General features: G+C 68.0%; 14 protein-coding genes. 2 read left to right on the top strand and 12 right to left on the bottom strand.

The features are described 5' to 3' along the window. Positions 1 to 52: 52 nt before the first annotated feature. The 11 genes from hutG to AC3WL8_RS02305 all read right to left on the bottom strand — a co-directional run bounded on the left by hutG (position 53) and on the right by AC3WL8_RS02305 (position 12,290). Entirely contained in the window at positions 53 to 865 is an 813-nt protein-coding gene (gene hutG, locus AC3WL8_RS02355; RefSeq protein WP_492377813.1) for an N-formylglutamate deformylase, read from the bottom strand. Between the two features lie 33 nt (positions 866 to 898). Continuing rightward, positions 899 to 2,308 (bottom strand): formimidoylglutamate deiminase, encoded by a 1,410-nt coding sequence (locus AC3WL8_RS02350; RefSeq protein WP_211980241.1) that lies wholly within the window; start codon positions 2,306 to 2,308, stop codon positions 899 to 901. Further along, entirely contained in the window at positions 2,305 to 3,567 is a 1,263-nt protein-coding gene (hutI, locus tag AC3WL8_RS02345) for an imidazolonepropionase (RefSeq protein ID WP_492377812.1), read from the bottom strand. Before hutI ends, AC3WL8_RS02350 begins: the two co-directional genes overlap by 4 nt. Continuing rightward, positions 3,564 to 4,166: a HutD/Ves family protein gene (locus AC3WL8_RS02340; protein ID WP_492377811.1), complete on the bottom strand. Its 603-nt coding sequence runs from the start codon at positions 4,164 to 4,166 to the stop codon at positions 3,564 to 3,566. The genes hutI and AC3WL8_RS02340 overlap by 4 nt, the downstream gene beginning before the upstream one ends. Continuing rightward, positions 4,163 to 5,863, bottom strand: a complete 1,701-nt coding sequence (hutU, locus tag AC3WL8_RS02335; RefSeq protein WP_013957853.1) for a urocanate hydratase — start codon at positions 5,861 to 5,863, stop codon at positions 4,163 to 4,165. Before hutU ends, AC3WL8_RS02340 begins: the two co-directional genes overlap by 4 nt. A gap of 51 nt (positions 5,864 to 5,914) precedes the next feature. Further along, complete coding sequence (gene hutH / locus AC3WL8_RS02330; protein ID WP_211980244.1) at positions 5,915 to 7,492, bottom strand: histidine ammonia-lyase; 1,578 nt, start codon at positions 7,490 to 7,492, stop codon at positions 5,915 to 5,917. A gap of 62 nt (positions 7,493 to 7,554) precedes the next feature. Beyond that, positions 7,555 to 8,316, bottom strand: a complete 762-nt coding sequence (hutC, locus tag AC3WL8_RS02325; RefSeq protein ID WP_211980245.1) for a histidine utilization transcriptional repressor HutC — start codon at positions 8,314 to 8,316, stop codon at positions 7,555 to 7,557. Between the two features lie 16 nt (positions 8,317 to 8,332). Further along, positions 8,333 to 9,112: an ABC transporter ATP-binding protein gene (locus AC3WL8_RS02320; protein ID WP_114132825.1), complete on the bottom strand. Its 780-nt coding sequence runs from the start codon at positions 9,110 to 9,112 to the stop codon at positions 8,333 to 8,335. Next, positions 9,109 to 9,978 carry an ABC transporter permease gene (locus AC3WL8_RS02315; RefSeq protein ID WP_013957857.1) on the bottom strand — a complete coding sequence of 290 codons (870 nt, stop codon included), beginning with the start codon at positions 9,976 to 9,978 and terminating at the stop codon, positions 9,109 to 9,111. The genes AC3WL8_RS02320 and AC3WL8_RS02315 overlap by 4 nt, the downstream gene beginning before the upstream one ends. Before the next feature lie 27 nt (positions 9,979 to 10,005). Continuing rightward, the gene (locus AC3WL8_RS02310) at positions 10,006 to 10,974 is read right to left on the bottom strand and encodes an ABC transporter substrate-binding protein (protein WP_211980246.1); all 969 of its coding nucleotides are present in this window, start codon (positions 10,972 to 10,974) and stop codon (positions 10,006 to 10,008) included. Between the two features lie 308 nt (positions 10,975 to 11,282). Beyond that, positions 11,283 to 12,290 carry an NAD-dependent epimerase/dehydratase family protein gene (locus AC3WL8_RS02305; RefSeq protein ID WP_013957859.1) on the bottom strand — a complete coding sequence of 336 codons (1,008 nt, stop codon included), beginning with the start codon at positions 12,288 to 12,290 and terminating at the stop codon, positions 11,283 to 11,285. Between the two features lie 9 nt (positions 12,291 to 12,299). Here AC3WL8_RS02305 and AC3WL8_RS02300 point away from each other — a divergent pair, with 9 nt between their 5' ends. Both AC3WL8_RS02300 and AC3WL8_RS02295 read left to right on the top strand, forming a co-directional pair. Further along, entirely contained in the window at positions 12,300 to 13,364 is a 1,065-nt protein-coding gene (locus AC3WL8_RS02300; protein ID WP_211980247.1) for a CDP-6-deoxy-delta-3,4-glucoseen reductase, read from the top strand. Between the two features lie 284 nt (positions 13,365 to 13,648). Next, positions 13,649 to 14,836: an acetylornithine transaminase gene (locus AC3WL8_RS02295; protein WP_492377810.1), complete on the top strand. Its 1,188-nt coding sequence runs from the start codon at positions 13,649 to 13,651 to the stop codon at positions 14,834 to 14,836. A gap of 285 nt (positions 14,837 to 15,121) precedes the next feature. Here AC3WL8_RS02295 and AC3WL8_RS02290 read toward each other — a convergent pair whose 3' ends face one another. After that, positions 15,122 to 15,838: an ABC transporter ATP-binding protein gene (locus AC3WL8_RS02290; RefSeq protein WP_013957862.1), complete on the bottom strand. Its 717-nt coding sequence runs from the start codon at positions 15,836 to 15,838 to the stop codon at positions 15,122 to 15,124. Position 15,839: the final 1 nt, after the last annotated feature.

Here is a 15,839-nt window from a genome sequence, read left to right as displayed (position 1 = left end):
CTTGACGTGAGCTTGTCGCGCCGCGCGGCAGCCGTCGTGCCGCGCCAGCGCCCTAGCGCGTTTCAACGAACTCCAGCGCCGTCGCCAGCATCCCTCGCAAAGCCGGCTGCAATGCCGCCGCACGCGCCTCGTCGTAGGCGAACGGATACGTCTCGCTCATGTAGGCGACCTGCGACAGCTCGAGCTGCACCGCATGCACGCCGTCCTGCGGCTTGCCGTATTGACGCGTGATATAGCCGCCCTTGAAGCGCCCGTTGAGCACCGCGGTATGGCCGGCCACCGCGCCAGCCTGCTCGAGCAGCTGGTCCGCAAGCGACGCGTCGCAGCTCTCGCCGTTGGCCGTGCCGAGGTTGAAGTCAGGCAGCCTGCCTTCGAAGAAGCGCGGCAGCACCGAGCGGATCGAATGCGCATCCCACAGCGCGACGGTGCCGTGCTCCGCCTTCAGGCGGACCAGTTCCGCGGCCAGCGCCTGGTGGTACGGGCGCCAGATCGCATCGCGGCGCGCGGCGATTTCCGCATCGTCGGGGCCGTTGCCGTCGGCGTACAGCGGCGTCTTGTCGAAGGTGTCGACCGGGCACAGGCCCGTGGTGTCCTGGCCGGGATACAGGTTGGCGTTGTCGGGCGGGCGGTTCAGGTCGACCACATAGCGCGAATGCGTGGCCACCAGCACCGACGCGCCCAGCTCGCGGGCGAAGCTGTAGAGGCGTTCCAGGTGCCAGTCGGTGTCGGGCACGGTGCGCGCTTCGGCCGTCAGGCGCTGCGAGACCGAAGCCGGCAAGTGCGTGCCGACGTGCGGCATCGATACCAGCAACGGGCGCGTGCCGCGATGCAGGGTGAAGGCGGGGGTGTCGGTGGAGAAGGACATTGTCTTTGCGATGCAGTGGGCGTGCGCCCGGTTTCAGTCGGCCAGCAGGCTGGCGCGCGCCGCGATGAACAGGCGCCCCGCATCCGCCTGCAGCGGATGCGCGCCATGCTGCACGCGGCTGCGTCCGGCGGTGCGGACATCCGCTAGTGTCTCATGACCATGGCAGGCAAACACATGCGTCGCCAGCGCCTGCGGCCCATCGAGGCCCGCCAGCGTCGGATGCGCGCCATCCAGCACCACGAAATCGGCCTGTTGCCCCGGCACAAGCCCCGCCACGGCACGGCCGCTGGCACGCGTGCCACCAGCCACGGCTTCGAGATACAGCCGGTCAGCCACCTGCGCATGCGTGTCGGACGCCAGCACGTTGCGCCGCTGCAGGCCGAGCCGCTGGCCATATTCGAACAAGCGCAGCTCCTCGGCCACGCTGACGCTGGCATGGCTGTCGGAGCCGATGCCCCATGCGCCCTGCTGCGCCAGGTAGGGCGCAGCCTCGAACACGCCGTCGCCCAGGTTGGCCTCGGTGGTCGGGCAAATGCCGGCCACCGCGCCGCTGTGCGCCAGGCGCCGGCGCTCGTCCCAGTCCATATGGGTGGCGTGCACCAGGCACCAGCGCGCGTCGACCTGTACATGGTCGAACAGCCACGTCACCGGGCGCGTGCCCGACCACGCGATGCAGTCGTCGACCTCTTTCTGCTGCTCGGCGATATGGATATGGATGGGCGCCTGTGGGTCGATCGCCTGCAGTCCAGCCAGTGCATGCGCGAGGCTTTCCTCAGGCACCGCGCGCAGCGAGTGCGGTGCCAGCCCCAGCCGCGCGCCGGACTGCGCGCACGCGGGGGCCAGCCGTTCCAGCAGCCGCAGCATGGCGTCGGTGTCGTGCAGGAAGCGGCGCTGCTCGGCCAGCGGCGGCTTGCCGCCAAAGCCGGCGGTCTGGTACAGCACCGGCAGCAGCGTCATGCCGATGCCGGTGCGCTGGGCCGCGCGCAGCAGCCGCAGCGACATCTCGGCGGCATCGGCATAGGGCGTGCCGCCCGCATCGTGATGGACGTAGTGGAACTCGCACACGCTGGTGTAGCCCGCACGCAGCATCTCGATATAAAGCTGGGTGGCGATGGCCTCCAGCGTGTCGGGCGAGAGCCGCTGCGCGAAGCGGTACATCAGCGTGCGCCAGCTCCAGAACGAATCGGCACCAGCCGGATCGTCGCCCTGCGGGCGGCTGCGGAATTCCGTCAGGCCGGCGAAGCCGCGCTGGAACGCATGCGAGTGCAGGTTGGGCATGCCGGGCAGCACGGGGCCGGCCGCCTGCGGCACGCCGCCTGCGGCCGGCTGTACGCCGGTCTGCACGGTGGTGAAGCGGCCCTGCTCATCCCAGGCCAGCAGCACATCGCGCGCCCAGCCCGTTGGCAGCAGCGCAAACGGAGCGAAGAGTTGCGAGCTACTCATGCCAAGGCTCCTTCATGCGCATACACACGCCCTTGCCGCACCACCGTCGCCACCGGGTTGCGGCCGAACCAGTACGCCAGCTCGGCGGGCGAATCGATGCGCCACAGCGCGAAGTCGGCCACGCGCCCCGCTTCCAGCCGCCCGTGACGATCCGATGCACCCAGCGCACGCGCGGCGTGCACGGTCACGCCGGCAAGCGCTTCCGGCACGGTCAGGCGGAACAGGGTGCAGGCCATATTCATCATCAGCAGCAGCGAAGTGACCGGCGACGTACCCGGATTGTGATCGGTCGAGATTGCCATCGGCACGCCATACTGGCGCAGCAGCGCGATCGGCGGCAGGTTGGTGTCACGCAGGAAATAGTAGGCGCCGGGCAGCAGCACCGCCACCGTGCCGGCCTCTGCCATGGCCGCGACGCCGGCCTCGTCGAGATGCTCGAGGTGATCGGCGGACAAGGCGCGGTGGCGAGCGGCGAGCGCGGCGCCGCCGAGGTTGCTCAGTTGCTCGGCATGCAGCTTGACGCGCAGGCCATGGCGCGCCGCCGCCTCGAACACGCGCTCGGTCTGTGCAATCGAAAAACCGATTGATTCGCAGAAGGCATCGACGGTGTCGACCAGCCCTTCCCCGGCCAGTGCCGGTAGCATGATGTTGCAGACCAGGTCGATATAGTCGTCGGCACGGCCCGCGTATTCCGGCGGCAACGCGTGCGCGCCCAGGAAGGTCGTGTAGACCGAAATCCCGAAGTGCTCGCCAAGCCGGCGCGCCACGCGCAGCTGCTTGCGCTCGGCTTCAAGGTTCAGCCCGTAGCCCGACTTGATCTCGATGGCGGTGACGCCCTCGGCCAGCAGCGGCTGCAGGCGCGCGGCGGCCTGGGCAAACAGCGTGTCTTCATCCGCGGCACGCGTGGCGCGCACGGTCGAGACGATGCCGCCGCCGGCGCGCGCAATCTCTTCGTAGCCGGCGCCGGCCAGCCGCATCGCGAACTCGTCTGCGCGCTGGCCGCCGTAGACCAGGTGCGTATGGCAGTCGACCAGCCCGGGCGTGATCCATGCCCCATGGGAATCATGGCGCGCCGCGCCGCGATAGGCATCCGGCAGGTCCGCGGCGGCGCCCAGCCAGGCGATGCGCCCATGCTCCACCACCAGCGCGGCGTCGCGGATCGCATTCGCCGGATAGGCATCGGGCAGCAGGTGGCAGTTGTGCCAGACGCCGTCCGCGCTGGGCGCGGACAAGGTTGAGGATCGAGAGGTCAGCGTCATTGACCGGGCTCCGTCTCAAGGGTGACGCACAGGCACAGGGCCGCGTCACCCACAGGTTCAAACGATGGCGTGGATGAGGGTTCGGCAGCGCCGTACAGCGCCCCTTCTCCCGCTTGCAGCAGCAGGCCGGCATCCTGCGCCTGCCATGCGCCGCTGACGGCCAGCAGGCAGACGGCATGGCCGCCGGTGCCAGGCGCAAACCCCTGCCGGAACACCTCGATGCGCGCACGGCAGTGGCCGCGCCGCGTCATCACGTTGAAGTCGCGCGTGATGCCGTCGATCAGCGTCGCCTGCAGGCTGGTATCGCCGGAGAAGGCGAACGGCTCGCCGATATGTTCAAGGCGGTGGCTGAAGCTGGCGTCGTCCGCACGCAGCGTGACGCCGGCGCCCTCCAGCAACACGATCTGGCGATCAATGCCGGGAAACGCCGAGAACGGCCCGTCCTGCCCGACATCGGCCACGCTCAGCCGCCACACGAAGTCATCCATGCCGGCGCCGGCCGGCCACACCGCGATCTCGCGCGTGTTGCCGCCGCCGTTCTTCCAGCGCGTGGGCGCGATGTCGGCCAGCGCGAACCGTTGAAATAGCGTCAGGCTCATGCGCCCTTCACCATCGGCAGGTTCAGGCCCTTCTCGTGCGCGCATTCGATGGCAATCTCATAGCCCGCGTCAGCATGGCGCATCACGCCGGTCGCCGGGTCGTTCCACAGCACGCGCTCGATGCGCCTGGCCGCGGCATCGGTGCCGTCGCACACGATCACCACGCCCGAATGCTGCGAGAAGCCCATGCCGACGCCGCCGCCGTGGTGCAGGCTGACCCAGGTCGCGCCGCCCGCGGTGTTCAGCAGCGCGTTGAGCAGCGGCCAGTCCGACACCGCATCCGAGCCGTCGCGCATGGCCTCGGTCTCGCGGTTGGGCGAGGCCACCGAGCCGCAATCCAGGTGATCGCGCCCGATCACCACCGGCGCCTTCAGCTCGCCCGACTTGACCATCTCGTTGAAGGCCAGGCCGGCGCGGTGGCGTTCATCCAGACCCACCCAGCAGATGCGCGCCGGCAGGCCCTGGAAGGCGATGCGGTCGTGCGCCATGTCGAGCCAGCGGTGCAGGTGCTTGTCCTCGGGGAACAGCTCCTTCATCTTGGCATCGGTCTTGTAGATATCCTCCGGATCGCCCGACAGCGCGACCCAGCGGAACGGGCCCTTGCCGCGGCAGAACAGCGGGCGGATATAGGCCGGCACAAAGCCGGGGAAATCAAAGGCGTTCTTCACACCCTCGTCGAACGCGACCTGGCGGATATTGTTGCCGTAGTCGACCGTCGGCACGCCCATCTTCTGGAAGTCGAGCATGGCCTGCACGTGCTTCACGATGGACGGACGCGCGGCGGCTTCCACCGACTTGGGATCCTGCGTGCGCGCCGCTTCCCATTGGTCGACGGTCCAACCGGCCGGCAGGTAGCCGTTGACCAGGTCGTGCGCCGAGGTCTGGTCGGTGACGATGTCCGGGCGCATGCCGCCGGCCTGAGCGCGCTTGACCAGTTCCGGCAGGATCTCGGCGGCGTTGCCGAGCAGGCCGACCGAGATCGCCTGCTTGTTCTGCGTGGCCTCGGCGATCATCGCCAGCGCCTCGTCGAGCGTGGTGGCCTTCTTGTCGACATAGCGCGTGCGCAGGCGGAAATCGATGCGCGACTCCTGGCACTCGATCGCCAGCACGCAGGCGCCGGCCAGCACGCCCGCCAGCGGCTGCGCGCCGCCCATGCCGCCCAGGCCCGCGGTCAGGATCCACTTGCCCGACAGGTCGCCGTTGTAGTGCTGGCGGCCGGCCTCGACAAAGGTCTCGTAGGTGCCCTGCACGATGCCCTGCGTGCCAATGTAGATCCAAGAGCCCGCCGTCATCTGGCCGTACATCATCAGGCCGGCGCGGTCCAGTTCGTTGAACTTGTCCCAGTTGGCCCAGTGCGGCACCAGGTTGGAGTTGGCGATCAGCACGCGCGGCGCATCGGCATGGGTGCGGAACACCCCCACCGGCTTGCCCGACTGCACCAGCAGCGACTCGTCCTCACCCAGGCGGCGCAGGCTGTCCAGGATGGCGTCGAAGCACTCCCAGTTGCGCGCCGCCTTGCCAATGCCGCCGTAGACCACCAGGTCCTGCGGGCGCTCGGCCACGTCCGGGTCGAGGTTGTTCTGGATCATGCGGTAGGCGGCTTCGATCAGCCAGTTCTTGCAGTGCAGCTGGCTGCCGCGCGGCGCGCGGATTTCGCGCTGGCCGCGCTGGATGAATTGGTTTTCGTTGGCGTTCATGTCTTGTTCTCCTGCTGCGGGTCTGGTCTGGCAGTGTCGGCGCGGGGCGCGTTACGACAGGTTGGTCGGCAGGATCGTGCGCACGGCGTCGGGCCAGCCCGCGCCGGCATCGCCCTGCACCACCCATTGCTTCATCGCTTCGATATCCGGCGCCAGGTAGCGATCTTCTTCGACAAAGGCCACGCGCGCACGGATGCGGGCCAGTTCCTGCTCCACCAGCGGCGACGACTTCAGCGGGCGGTGGAACTCGATGCCCTGCGCCGCGGCCATGGCCTCGATGCCGACCACCACCGCGGTGTTGGCGGCCATCTCGCCCAGGCGGCGCGCACCGTAGGTGGCCATCGACACATGGTCTTCCTGGTTGGCCGAGGTCGGCAGGCTGTCGACGCTGGACGGATGCGCCAGCGCCTTGTTCTCGGAGGCCAGCGCGGCCGCGGTCACCTGCGCGATCATGAAGCCCGAGTTCAGGCCGCCGTCGCGCACCAGGAACGGCGGCAGGCCCGACAGCCCGGTGTCGAGCAGCAGCGCGAGCCGGCGTTCGGAAATCGCGCCGATCTCGGCAATCGCCAGCGCGATGATGTCGGCGGCAAAGGCCACCGGCTCGGCGTGGAAGTTGCCGCCCGAGACCACGTCGCCCTGCGCGGAGAACACCAGCGGGTTGTCCGAGGCGGCATTGGACTCGATCTGCAAGATGCGCGCGGCGTGCTGCAGGTTGTCCAGGCACGCGCCCATCACCTGCGGCTGGCAGCGGATCGAGTACGGGTCCTGCACGCGGCCGCAGGCCTTGTGCGAATCGACGATCTCGCTGCCGTCCAGCATCGCGCGCACGGCGCCGGCCACGGCGATCTGGCCGGCCTGGCCGCGCGCCTCATGGATGCGGGCGTCGAAGGGCTTGACCGAGCCCTTGATCGCTTCCAGCGACAGCGCGCCCGCCACCAGGCCGGCGGCAAAGGCATCTTCGGCGGCGAACAGGCCGGCCAGCGCCAGCGCGGTCGACACCTGGGTGCCGTTGAGCAGCGCCAGGCCTTCCTTGGGGCCCAGCTCGAAGGCCTGCAGGCCGGCGTGCGCGAGGCCCTCGGCAGCGGGCACGCGCTTGCCGTCGACCAGCACGTCGCCCACGCCGATCAGCGTGCACGACATATGCGCCAGCGGCGCCAGGTCGCCCGAGGCGCCCACCGACCCCTTGGCCGGGATGCACGGCGTCACGCCGCGGTTGGCCAGCGCCAGCAGCGCCTCGATCAGTTCCGGGCGCACGCCCGAATGGCCGCGCGCCAGGCTCACGGCCTTGATCGCCAGGATCAGGCGCACCGTGTCTTCGGCCAGGTCGGGGCCGGTGCCGACACTGTGCGACAGCACCAGGTTGCGCTGCAGCTGGGCCAGCTTGTCGTGCGGGATGCGGCTTTGCGCCAGCTTGCCAAAGCCGGTGTTGATGCCGTAGACCACGGCGTCGGCGTCGATGATGTCCTGCACCGTGGCCTGCGCGGCGCGCACGCCGGCCCAGGCCGATTCGGCCATGGCCAGGCGCACTTCGCCGCGGTAGATGCGGCGCAGGTCGGCCAGGGTGACTTGACCCGGCTGCAGGGTCAGCAGCGGGCGGGAAGCTTGGTCGTCGTGTTGGCTGGCGCTCATTTGTATGCTCCTGTCTATACAGCTTAGAGTAAAAGTTGAACCGTGGGCCGGATCCTGTGGATTCAGCCGAAAGCGGGGTTGCCCTCGGCGCGGAAGCGGCTGCCGAGGCGATAGCGGTTGCCCGGATGCAGGCAGCGCACGAAGGTCACCGGCACGCCGTTGGTCCAGGTGCGGCGCGTCAGCATCAGGCAAGGTTGCGTGGCCGGCATTTCCAGCTGCGCGGCCTGCTCCGGCGTGGCGGCAATGGCATCGACCACGTGCTCTACCTGATCGTAGGGCACATGGCGCAGCAGGTATTCGCCGGGCTGGGTCTCGCTGAAATCCTGGCTGATGAAGTCCGGCGCCACGCGCGGGTTGACGTAGCGGTCCTCCAGCTGCACCGGCACGCCGTCCTCGCGATGCACGCAGACCGAGTGGAACACCGATTCGCCGGTGCGCAGCTCCAGCGCGGCGGCCACCTCGATCGAGGCCGACACGCGCTCCACCAGGATCACGTCGCAGGCATAGTCATGCCCGCGCATGCGGATCTCGTCCTGCAGGTTGACCACGGACAGCAGCGTCGACTGCGGCTTGTGCTCCGCCACGAAGGTGCCCACGCCGGCCACCCGCACCACCCGGCCCTGCTCCTGCAGCTCGCGCAGCGCCCGGTTGACGGTCATGCGCGAGACGCCGAAGCGGTTCACCAGTTCCTGCTCCGACGGCACCCGGTCGCCCGGCTGCCACGCGCCGCTCTGGATCTGGCGGGCGATGTACTCCTTCACCTGCTGGTAGAGCGCGGTGGGAGAGGCAGAAGCGGAGGATGCGGTGCCGACGGCGTGGTTCATGGCGTTGGTTGGATGCCTAGTGCTCGGCCGAGGCCATGGCCTCGGCGCGAATCTCCTCGGTCAGCCGCGCCTTGAGCGCGGAGAACTCCGGAGTGGTCTTGACGGTGTAATGGCGCGGATGCGGGAAATCCACCGCGATCTCGCTCTTGATCCGACCCGGCCTGGCAGAAAACACCGCCACCCGGTTGGCCATGAAAATGGCCTCGTCGATATCGTGGGTCACGAATAATACCGTCTTGCGCGACGCCTCCCATATACCCAGCAGCAACTCCTGCATCAGCACGCGGGTCTGGTTGTCGAGCGCACCGAAGGGCTCGTCGAGCAGCAGGATCTTGGGATCGTTGGCCAGCGCGCGCGCAATCGCGGTGCGCTGCTGCATGCCGCCCGACAGCTGCTTGGGGTAATGGTGCTCGAAGCCGCGCAGCCCCACCCGCTGGATAAAGAAGTCGCTGCGCTCCTTCTGCTCGGCGGCGCTCATGCCGCGCTCACGCAAGCCGAAACGCACGTTCTGCTCGATCGTCAGCCACGGGAACAGCGTGTACGACTGGAACACCATGCCGCGGTCCGCGCCGGGGGCGGACACTGGCTGGCCGTCCAGCAGCACGCGGCCGCTGGTGGGCGTATCCAGCCCTGCGACGATGCGCAGCAGCGTGGACTTGCCGCAGCCCGACGGCCCGAGGATGGTGACGAAGTCATTGTCGCGGACCTCGAAGTCGACCGGCTGCAGCGCCAGGGTCTGGCCGCCGCGCGGGTTGGAGAAGGTGCGCGAGACCTGCTGGATGGACAGTGCGCTCATTGGATCGAACTCCACGGGAACAGGCGCTGGTTGGCGCGCTTGAAGACAAGGTCCGAGACCAGGCCGATGCAGCCGATCACGATGATGCCGAAGATGATCTGCCCGGTGTTGAGCAACGCCTGGCTGTCGGTGATCATGTGGCCGATGCCCGACGACGAGCCGATCAGCTCGGCCACGATCACGTAGGTCCAGGCCCAGCCCAGCACCAGCCGCAGGATCTCCGCGATCTCCGGCGCGGCGCCGGGAATCAGCACGCGCCGCACGATGCCGGCGCTGTTGGAGCCCAGCGTGTAGGCCGCCTCCACCAGGTCCTTGCGCGCGCCGCCGACGGCCACCGCCACCATCAGCACGATCTGGAAGAACGAGCCGATGAAGATCACCAGCAGCTTCTGCGTCTCGCCGATGCCGGCCCACAGGATCAGCAGCGGGATAAAGGCCGACGCGGGCAGGTAGCGGCAGAACGACACAAAGGGCTCGAAGAAGGCCTCGGCCGCCTTGTAGGCGCCCATGAAAATGCCCAGCGGCACCGCCAGCACCGCAGCCAGCACGAAGCCGCCGACCACGCGCCACACGGTCATGCCGATGTCGCCGATGAAGTTGTACTCCGTAAACAGCAGCACGCCTTCCCTGGCCATCGTCATCGGATCGGCCAGGAACGTGCGCGGCACGAAGCCGCCCAGCGTCACCACGGCCCAGATGCCGAAGAACAGCACAAAGAAGGACAGGCCCAGCATCCAGCGCGTGTTGGGTGCCACCGGCACCAGCGGGGCCAGCCACGGGTGGCGCCGGCGCACCGGCGCCGCCGCTGCGGCAGGGGCCGCCGCGGCAGCGGCCGGGGCGGGTGTTCCAAGTCTGGCTTGCGTCATGACGTCACGCCTCCTGAAGACTGTCGGTTACTTGAGGAAACGCGCGTCATACAGCGCCGTCACGTCCGGCACCTGGCGGATCACGCCGATATCCAGCAGCACCCCTGCCGCTTCCTTGCTGAAGCTGGCGAGCTCGCCGGCAAAGAACTTGCGGTTGGCCTCGCGGTCCTGCCAGCGCAGGTAGGCGGAGGACTTGGCGAACTGCTCGCCGGTCTGCTTGACCGCCGCGCCCATGATGTCGTTGGCCTTGGCCGGCTCCTTCTGGATCATCTCCAGCGCCTCGAAGTAGCTGTCGACCAGCGCCTGCGCGGCCTTGGGATTCTCTTTAAGCCACTTCGGCGCGCAGCCCAGCGTATCGGTCACCATCGGGTAGTCGAGCGTGGTCGCCAGGATCTTGCCCTTGTCCGGGTTCTGGCGCACCGTCGACAGGTACGGCTCATAGGTCATGGCGCCGTCATTCTGGCCGGCCACGAAGGCCTGCGCGGCCGCCTGCGGCGACAGCGTGGTGGTCTTGACGTCCTTGAGCGTCATGCCGTTCTTCTTCAGCATCCAGGCCAGGCCGAAATACGGCGCGGTGCCCGGCGCATCGACGCCAATGGTCTTGCCCTTCAGGTCGGCGAAGCCCTTGACGTCACTACGCACGGCCAGGCCGTCGGCGCCGTAGGACTTGTCGAGCTGCACGATCTGGGTGATAGGCACGCCGTTGGCGTTCCAGGCCACATGCGTTTCCACCGTGGTGGCCGCGCACTGGATCGCACCCGAGGCCAGCGCCAGGTGGCGGTCCTTCTGTGGGATCATCTTGATGTCGACGTCCACGCCGTGCTTCTTGAAGATTCCGGCCTTGTCGGCCAGCGTCAGCGGCGCGAAACCGGTCCAGCCGCTCATGCCCAGCGTGACCTGGGTGTTCTGCGCCTGGGCCGCACCAGCCCCCAATGCCGCAACCAGCACCACGGCCTGCACTGCCATCCGACCGCGAATCCTGCTGTGATTCCTCATCTGTACGCTCCTTTGGTGTGTCCGTCGACGCCAGGCCATGCGTGCGGCCGCGCTCGTTTTCGGACATTAAACAGTACCTGTATATACAAGTCAACGTAGGGCTTCCACCAAGCAACTAGGCGGATAAGCACCTTGAAAGGCGCTTTCCGGCGGGGATTTCTCAACAGGCCTCGCACCGGTCCGGTTCATGGATTGTGGTGCTGGCACTTGGCCGGGGCGGCGGAAGTGTTGTTGTATAGACAGGAGTAAAACGACGCACAGGGGCAGCAAGCCCCGTGCCAGCGTACTGGAGCGCGCCGGCCAGGCGGTCAGGCGTCGAAGAAGGAAGTGACGGTCGGATAACGCAGCCGCAGGCGCAGTTCGCGTTTCAGGCGGCGGTTGTCGAGGCGGCGCGATTCGCTCATGAAGCTCAGCAGCGTCTTGTCGATCACTTCACGCGCCTCGCCACGCGTGATCCGCGGCGGGCGCGGCAGACCGCGACGGTCGGCGACCAGGTCGAAGTAGTCGGCCATGCGCAGCTCGGTGTCGTCGCTGGCATGGACCACGCGCTGCGCGCGGCCGCGGAACAGCGCCGCGACCATGGTGCGCGCCAGGTCGTCGGCGTGGATATGGCTCGTGTAGACATCGTCCTGCGGCACCAGCGCGGGCGTGCCGCGGTGCAGGCGCGCCAGCGGCAGGCGGTCTTCGGCATAAATGCCGGGGATGCGCACGATGCTGGCACGCCAGCCGGCATCGCGGCCGAAGCCGCGCACTGCCTGCTCGGCGGCCACGCGGCGGCGCGCGCGGGCGGTCTGGGGCCGAACGGCGTGGAATTCCGAGACCCGGGCCCCCTGCCGGTCGCCATACACACCCGACGTGCTGGCGTAGACAAACGCAGCGCGGGGCCTGCCCCGGTCGGGTAGAATGGCGGGCTCGCCGGGAAGCATGCCGGCCGACGTCCTGGCCTTGCGCCAGGCCGCCCGGCGCAAGGCGGCGAGCAAGGCACGCGTGCGCGGATCGCCTTCGCCCTGCCCGGGCGGCGGCGCCAGGTCCAGCACCTGCGTGGCCAGCCCGTGCAGCCGTGCCAGCGTGGCCGGCCGGTCCAGGTCCGCCACCAGCGGCACCGCGCCGGCGGCACGCAGTTCAGCGCGGCGCGCCGGCTGTGAAGTCACGGCAAAGACACGCATGCGCGACGACAGGATTCGCAGGCAGCGCGTCCCCACATCCCCGCAGCCGACGATCAACAGGCGCGGGCGGCCCAGCCGGCGCGAAGGTGCCGGCAGCCGCGGAGCTTGTGGGAGGCGCGAGGGCTGCAGCTTCGACAGAATTTGGCTCATAGACCGATTATGGCTTATCAAGTAACCGTCATGCCCAGCGGCCACAAGTTTGAAGTGGCAGCGGACGAAACCATCCTCGGCGCAGCCCTGCGCCACAGCATCGGACTGCCCTATGGCTGCAAGAACGGCGCCTGCGGCTCATGCAAGGGCCGCGTGCTCGAAGGCACCATCGTGCAGGGCGACCACGCCCCGGCGGCACTGACCGCGCAGGAGAAGACCGAGGGCCGCGCCCTGTTCTGCTGCGCCAACGCCGCCTCGGACGTCACCATCGAGTGCCGCGAAGTCCACGGCGCGGGCGACATCCCGATCAAGAAGGTGCCGTGCCGCGTGACCGCGATCGAGCGCTTGGCCGACGACGTGATCGCCATCAAGCTGCAGCTGCCGGCGACCGAGCGCATGCAGTACCTGGCCGGCCAGTACGTGGAATTCCTGCTGCGCGACGGCAAGCGCCGCAGCTATTCGATCGCCACGCCGCCGCATGAAGACGGCCCGATCGAGCTGCATATCCGCCATATGCCGGGCGGCGCCTTCACCGACTACGTGTTCGGCGCTAAGGAAGGCCAGCCGGTCATGAAGGAGCGCGACATCCTGCGCTTCGAGGGCCCGCTGGGCAGCTTCTTCCTGCGCGAGGAATCCGAGGCCCCGATCATCCTGCTGGCTTCCGGCACCGGCTTCGCGCCGATCAAGGCCATCGTCGAGCACGCTGCCTACACCGGCATCGAGCGCCCGATGACCCTGTACTGGGGCGGCCGCCGGCCCAAGGACCTGTACATGCACGCGCTGTGCGAGCAGTGGGCGCGCGAGCTGCCCAACTTCCAGTACGTGCCGGTGGTCTCCGACGCGCTGCCTGACGACAACTGGCAAGGCCGCACCGGCTTTGTCCACCAGGCCGTGATCGCCGACCATCCCGACCTGTCGGGCCACGAGGTCTATGCCTGCGGCGCCCCGGTGATGATCAATGCCGCGCGCGGCGACTTCACCCGCCAGTGCAAGCTGCACGAGGACGCGTTCTTCGCCGACTCGTTCACTTCCGAGGCCGACATGCACCCGGCCGGCTCGGCCCCGGCGGCCTGAGGCGCAAGCCGCCGCCAGCCGTTCCGTCAGCGCAACAATGCCCGGGCCTGCCAAAATTCGTTTTGACACCCGGGCGCATGCGCCTTATATTTGCCCGCATGCACATGACCTTCAACCGACGCCGCAGCTTCCGTACGTCGCTCCCCACTGGGGTGCCGCGCGGCTGACCGTCGACTGCGTCTGTTCATGTCAACGAGCCACGGGCAACCCCCGTGGCTTTTTGTTTTTATCCCGGTTGTTACGCCCGTCCGTCCATCGTTTAAAGCCGACCCCTGGAGTCCGCCATGGCATTTGCTGAGTATCCCGTCCAATCCCTGATGTACATCACCAACCGGCCCGAGCTCGTGTTCACCGAGGGCAAGGGCTCCTGGCTGACGGATCACAACGGCAAGCGATACCTGGACTTCGTGCAGGGCTGGGCAGTGAACTGCCTGGGCCATTCCAACCAGGGCATGATCGACGCGCTGGTGGCCCAGTCGCACCGGCTGATCAACCCGAGCCCGGCCTTCTACAACGAGCCGATGCTCAAGCTGGCCCGGCAGCTGACCGACCACAGCTGCTTCGACAAGGTCTTCTTCGCCAACAGCGGCGCCGAGGCCAACGAAGGCGCGATCAAGCTGGCGCGCAAATGGGGCCGCAAGCACAAGGACGGCGCCTTCGAGATCATCACCATGGACCACAGCTTCCATGGCCGCACGCTCGCCACCATGAGCGCGTCGGGCAAGGCCGGCTGGGACACCATCTTCGCGCCACAGGTGTCGGGCTTCCCCAAGGCCGACCTCAACGACCTGGCTTCGGTGGAGAAGCTGATCACCGACAAGACCGTCGGCATCATGCTCGAGCCGGTGCAGGGCGAAGGCGGCGTGCTCCCCGCCACGCGCGAGTTCATGCAGGGCCTGCGCGCACTGGCCGACAAGCACAGGCTGCTGCTGATCGTCGATGAAGTGCAGACCGGGTGCGGACGCTGCGGCACCCTGTTCGCCTACGAGCTGGCGGGCGTGGAGCCGGACATCATGACGCTGGGCAAGGGCATCGGCGGCGGCGTGCCGCTGTCGGCGCTGCTGTGCAAGGCCGAGGCCGCCTGCTTCGAGGCCGGCGACCAGGGCGGCACCTACAACGGCAACCCGCTGATGACCGCGGTGGGCAGCGCCGTGATCGAGCAGCTGACCGCGCCGGGCTTCCTCGACGACGTCAAGGCCAAGGGCGAATACCTGCGGGAACAGCTGCTGGCGCTGTCGGCCGAGTTTGGCCTGGGCGGCGAACGCGGCGACGGCCTGCTGCGCGCGCTGATGCTGGGCAAGGACATCGGCCCGCAACTAGTGGAAGAAGCCCGCGACATGGCGCCGCAAGGCCTGCTGCTGAACGCGCCGCGCGCGAACCTGCTGCGCTTCATGCCGGCGCTGAACGTGACGCGTGAAGAGATCGACCAGATGACCGGCATGCTGCGCACGCTGCTGAAGAAGCTGGCCTGACAAAAAAGCCTCGCGGGGGCGAGGCGTGAGGGCTACTGTTGAGCACTGCGTGCCGATGCGTCGATGACGCTCGCAGCAGGCACCCCTCTCCCGCTTGCGGGAGAGGGGTGGGGGTGAGGGCAGGCGTTTGCCAGCGCTACGGGCTTATAAAAACCGTTGGCCCTGCTTGATGTGGTTCCTGGCTAGACCACCCCTCACTCCAACCCTCTCCCCATGAGGGGAGAGGGAGAACACCTTGCTTAGGCGGGTTCGAATGGCTTTGGAGCACCCAAAACCGTTAGCCCCTTACTCGCCCAAGTAAGCCGCCCGCACCTTCGGATCGTCCAGCATCTCCTTGGCGTCCCCGCTCATGGTGATCAGGCCCGACTCCATCACGTAGCCGCGGTGCGCAGCCTGCAGCGCCAGGCGCGCGTTCTGCTCCACCAGCAGCACGGTCACGCCCTGCGCCGAGATGTCGCGCACGACCTCGAAGATCTTCTCGACCATGATCGGCGACAGGCCCATCGACGGCTCGTCCAGCAGCAGCAGCTTCGGCTGGCTCATCAGCGCGCGCGCCATTGCCAGCATCTGCTGCTCACCGCCGGACATGGTACCGGCCAACTGGTTGGCACGCTCCTTCAGGCGCGGGAAGATGCCGAACATGCGGTCGATGTCAGCCTTGATGCCGGCCTCGTCGTTGCGCGTGTAGGCGCCCATCTGCAGGTTCTCGGTGATGGTCATGCGGGCGAACACGCCCCGCCCTTCCGGCACCATCGCCATGCCATGCTTTAGCAGCGCATAGCTGGGTACGCCCTTGATGGACTTGCCCATGTACTCGACATCGCCGCCGCCCCAGCCCTGCAGGCCGGTGATGGCCTTCATGGTGGTGGTCTTGCCGGCGCCGTTGGCGCCGATCAGCGTGACCAACTCGCCGTCCTTGATGTCGAGGTCGATGCCCTTGACTGCCTGGATGCCGCCATACGCGACCTTCAGGCCCGAGATCTTCAATACTATGTCATTCATT

The organism is Cupriavidus sp. FW305-F7 (assembly GCF_058782875.1).
Note: the sequence above shows the minus strand (reverse complement) of the source record. Positions and strands in the feature narration are given on the sequence as shown.

What these genes read in the sequence shown, in the direction of transcription:
- hutG (WP_492377813.1), bottom strand. Translation starts at nt 865, where the DNA reads ATGTCCTTCTCCACCGACACCCCCGCCTTCACCCTGCATCGCGGCACG.
- AC3WL8_RS02290 (WP_013957862.1), bottom strand. Translation starts at nt 15,838, where the DNA reads ATGAATGACATAGTATTGAAGATCTCGGGCCTGAAGGTCGCGTATGGC.
- hutH (WP_211980244.1), bottom strand. Translation starts at nt 7,492, where the DNA reads ATGAGCGCCAGCCAACACGACGACCAAGCTTCCCGCCCGCTGCTGACC.
- AC3WL8_RS02350 (WP_211980241.1), bottom strand. Translation starts at nt 2,308, where the DNA reads ATGAGTAGCTCGCAACTCTTCGCTCCGTTTGCGCTGCTGCCAACGGGC.
- AC3WL8_RS02315 (WP_013957857.1), bottom strand. Translation starts at nt 9,978, where the DNA reads ATGACGCAAGCCAGACTTGGAACACCCGCCCCGGCCGCTGCCGCGGCG.
- AC3WL8_RS02305 (WP_013957859.1), bottom strand. Translation starts at nt 12,290, where the DNA reads ATGAGCCAAATTCTGTCGAAGCTGCAGCCCTCGCGCCTCCCACAAGCT.
- AC3WL8_RS02300 (WP_211980247.1), top strand. Translation starts at nt 12,300, where the DNA reads ATGGCTTATCAAGTAACCGTCATGCCCAGCGGCCACAAGTTTGAAGTG.
- hutI (WP_492377812.1), bottom strand. Translation starts at nt 3,567, where the DNA reads ATGACGCTGACCTCTCGATCCTCAACCTTGTCCGCGCCCAGCGCGGAC.
- hutU (WP_013957853.1), bottom strand. Translation starts at nt 5,863, where the DNA reads ATGAACGCCAACGAAAACCAATTCATCCAGCGCGGCCAGCGCGAAATC.
- AC3WL8_RS02320 (WP_114132825.1), bottom strand. Translation starts at nt 9,112, where the DNA reads ATGAGCGCACTGTCCATCCAGCAGGTCTCGCGCACCTTCTCCAACCCG.
- hutC (WP_211980245.1), bottom strand. Translation starts at nt 8,316, where the DNA reads ATGAACCACGCCGTCGGCACCGCATCCTCCGCTTCTGCCTCTCCCACC.
- AC3WL8_RS02340 (WP_492377811.1), bottom strand. Translation starts at nt 4,166, where the DNA reads ATGAGCCTGACGCTATTTCAACGGTTCGCGCTGGCCGACATCGCGCCC.
- AC3WL8_RS02310 (WP_211980246.1), bottom strand. Translation starts at nt 10,974, where the DNA reads ATGAGGAATCACAGCAGGATTCGCGGTCGGATGGCAGTGCAGGCCGTG.
- AC3WL8_RS02295 (WP_492377810.1), top strand. Translation starts at nt 13,649, where the DNA reads ATGGCATTTGCTGAGTATCCCGTCCAATCCCTGATGTACATCACCAAC.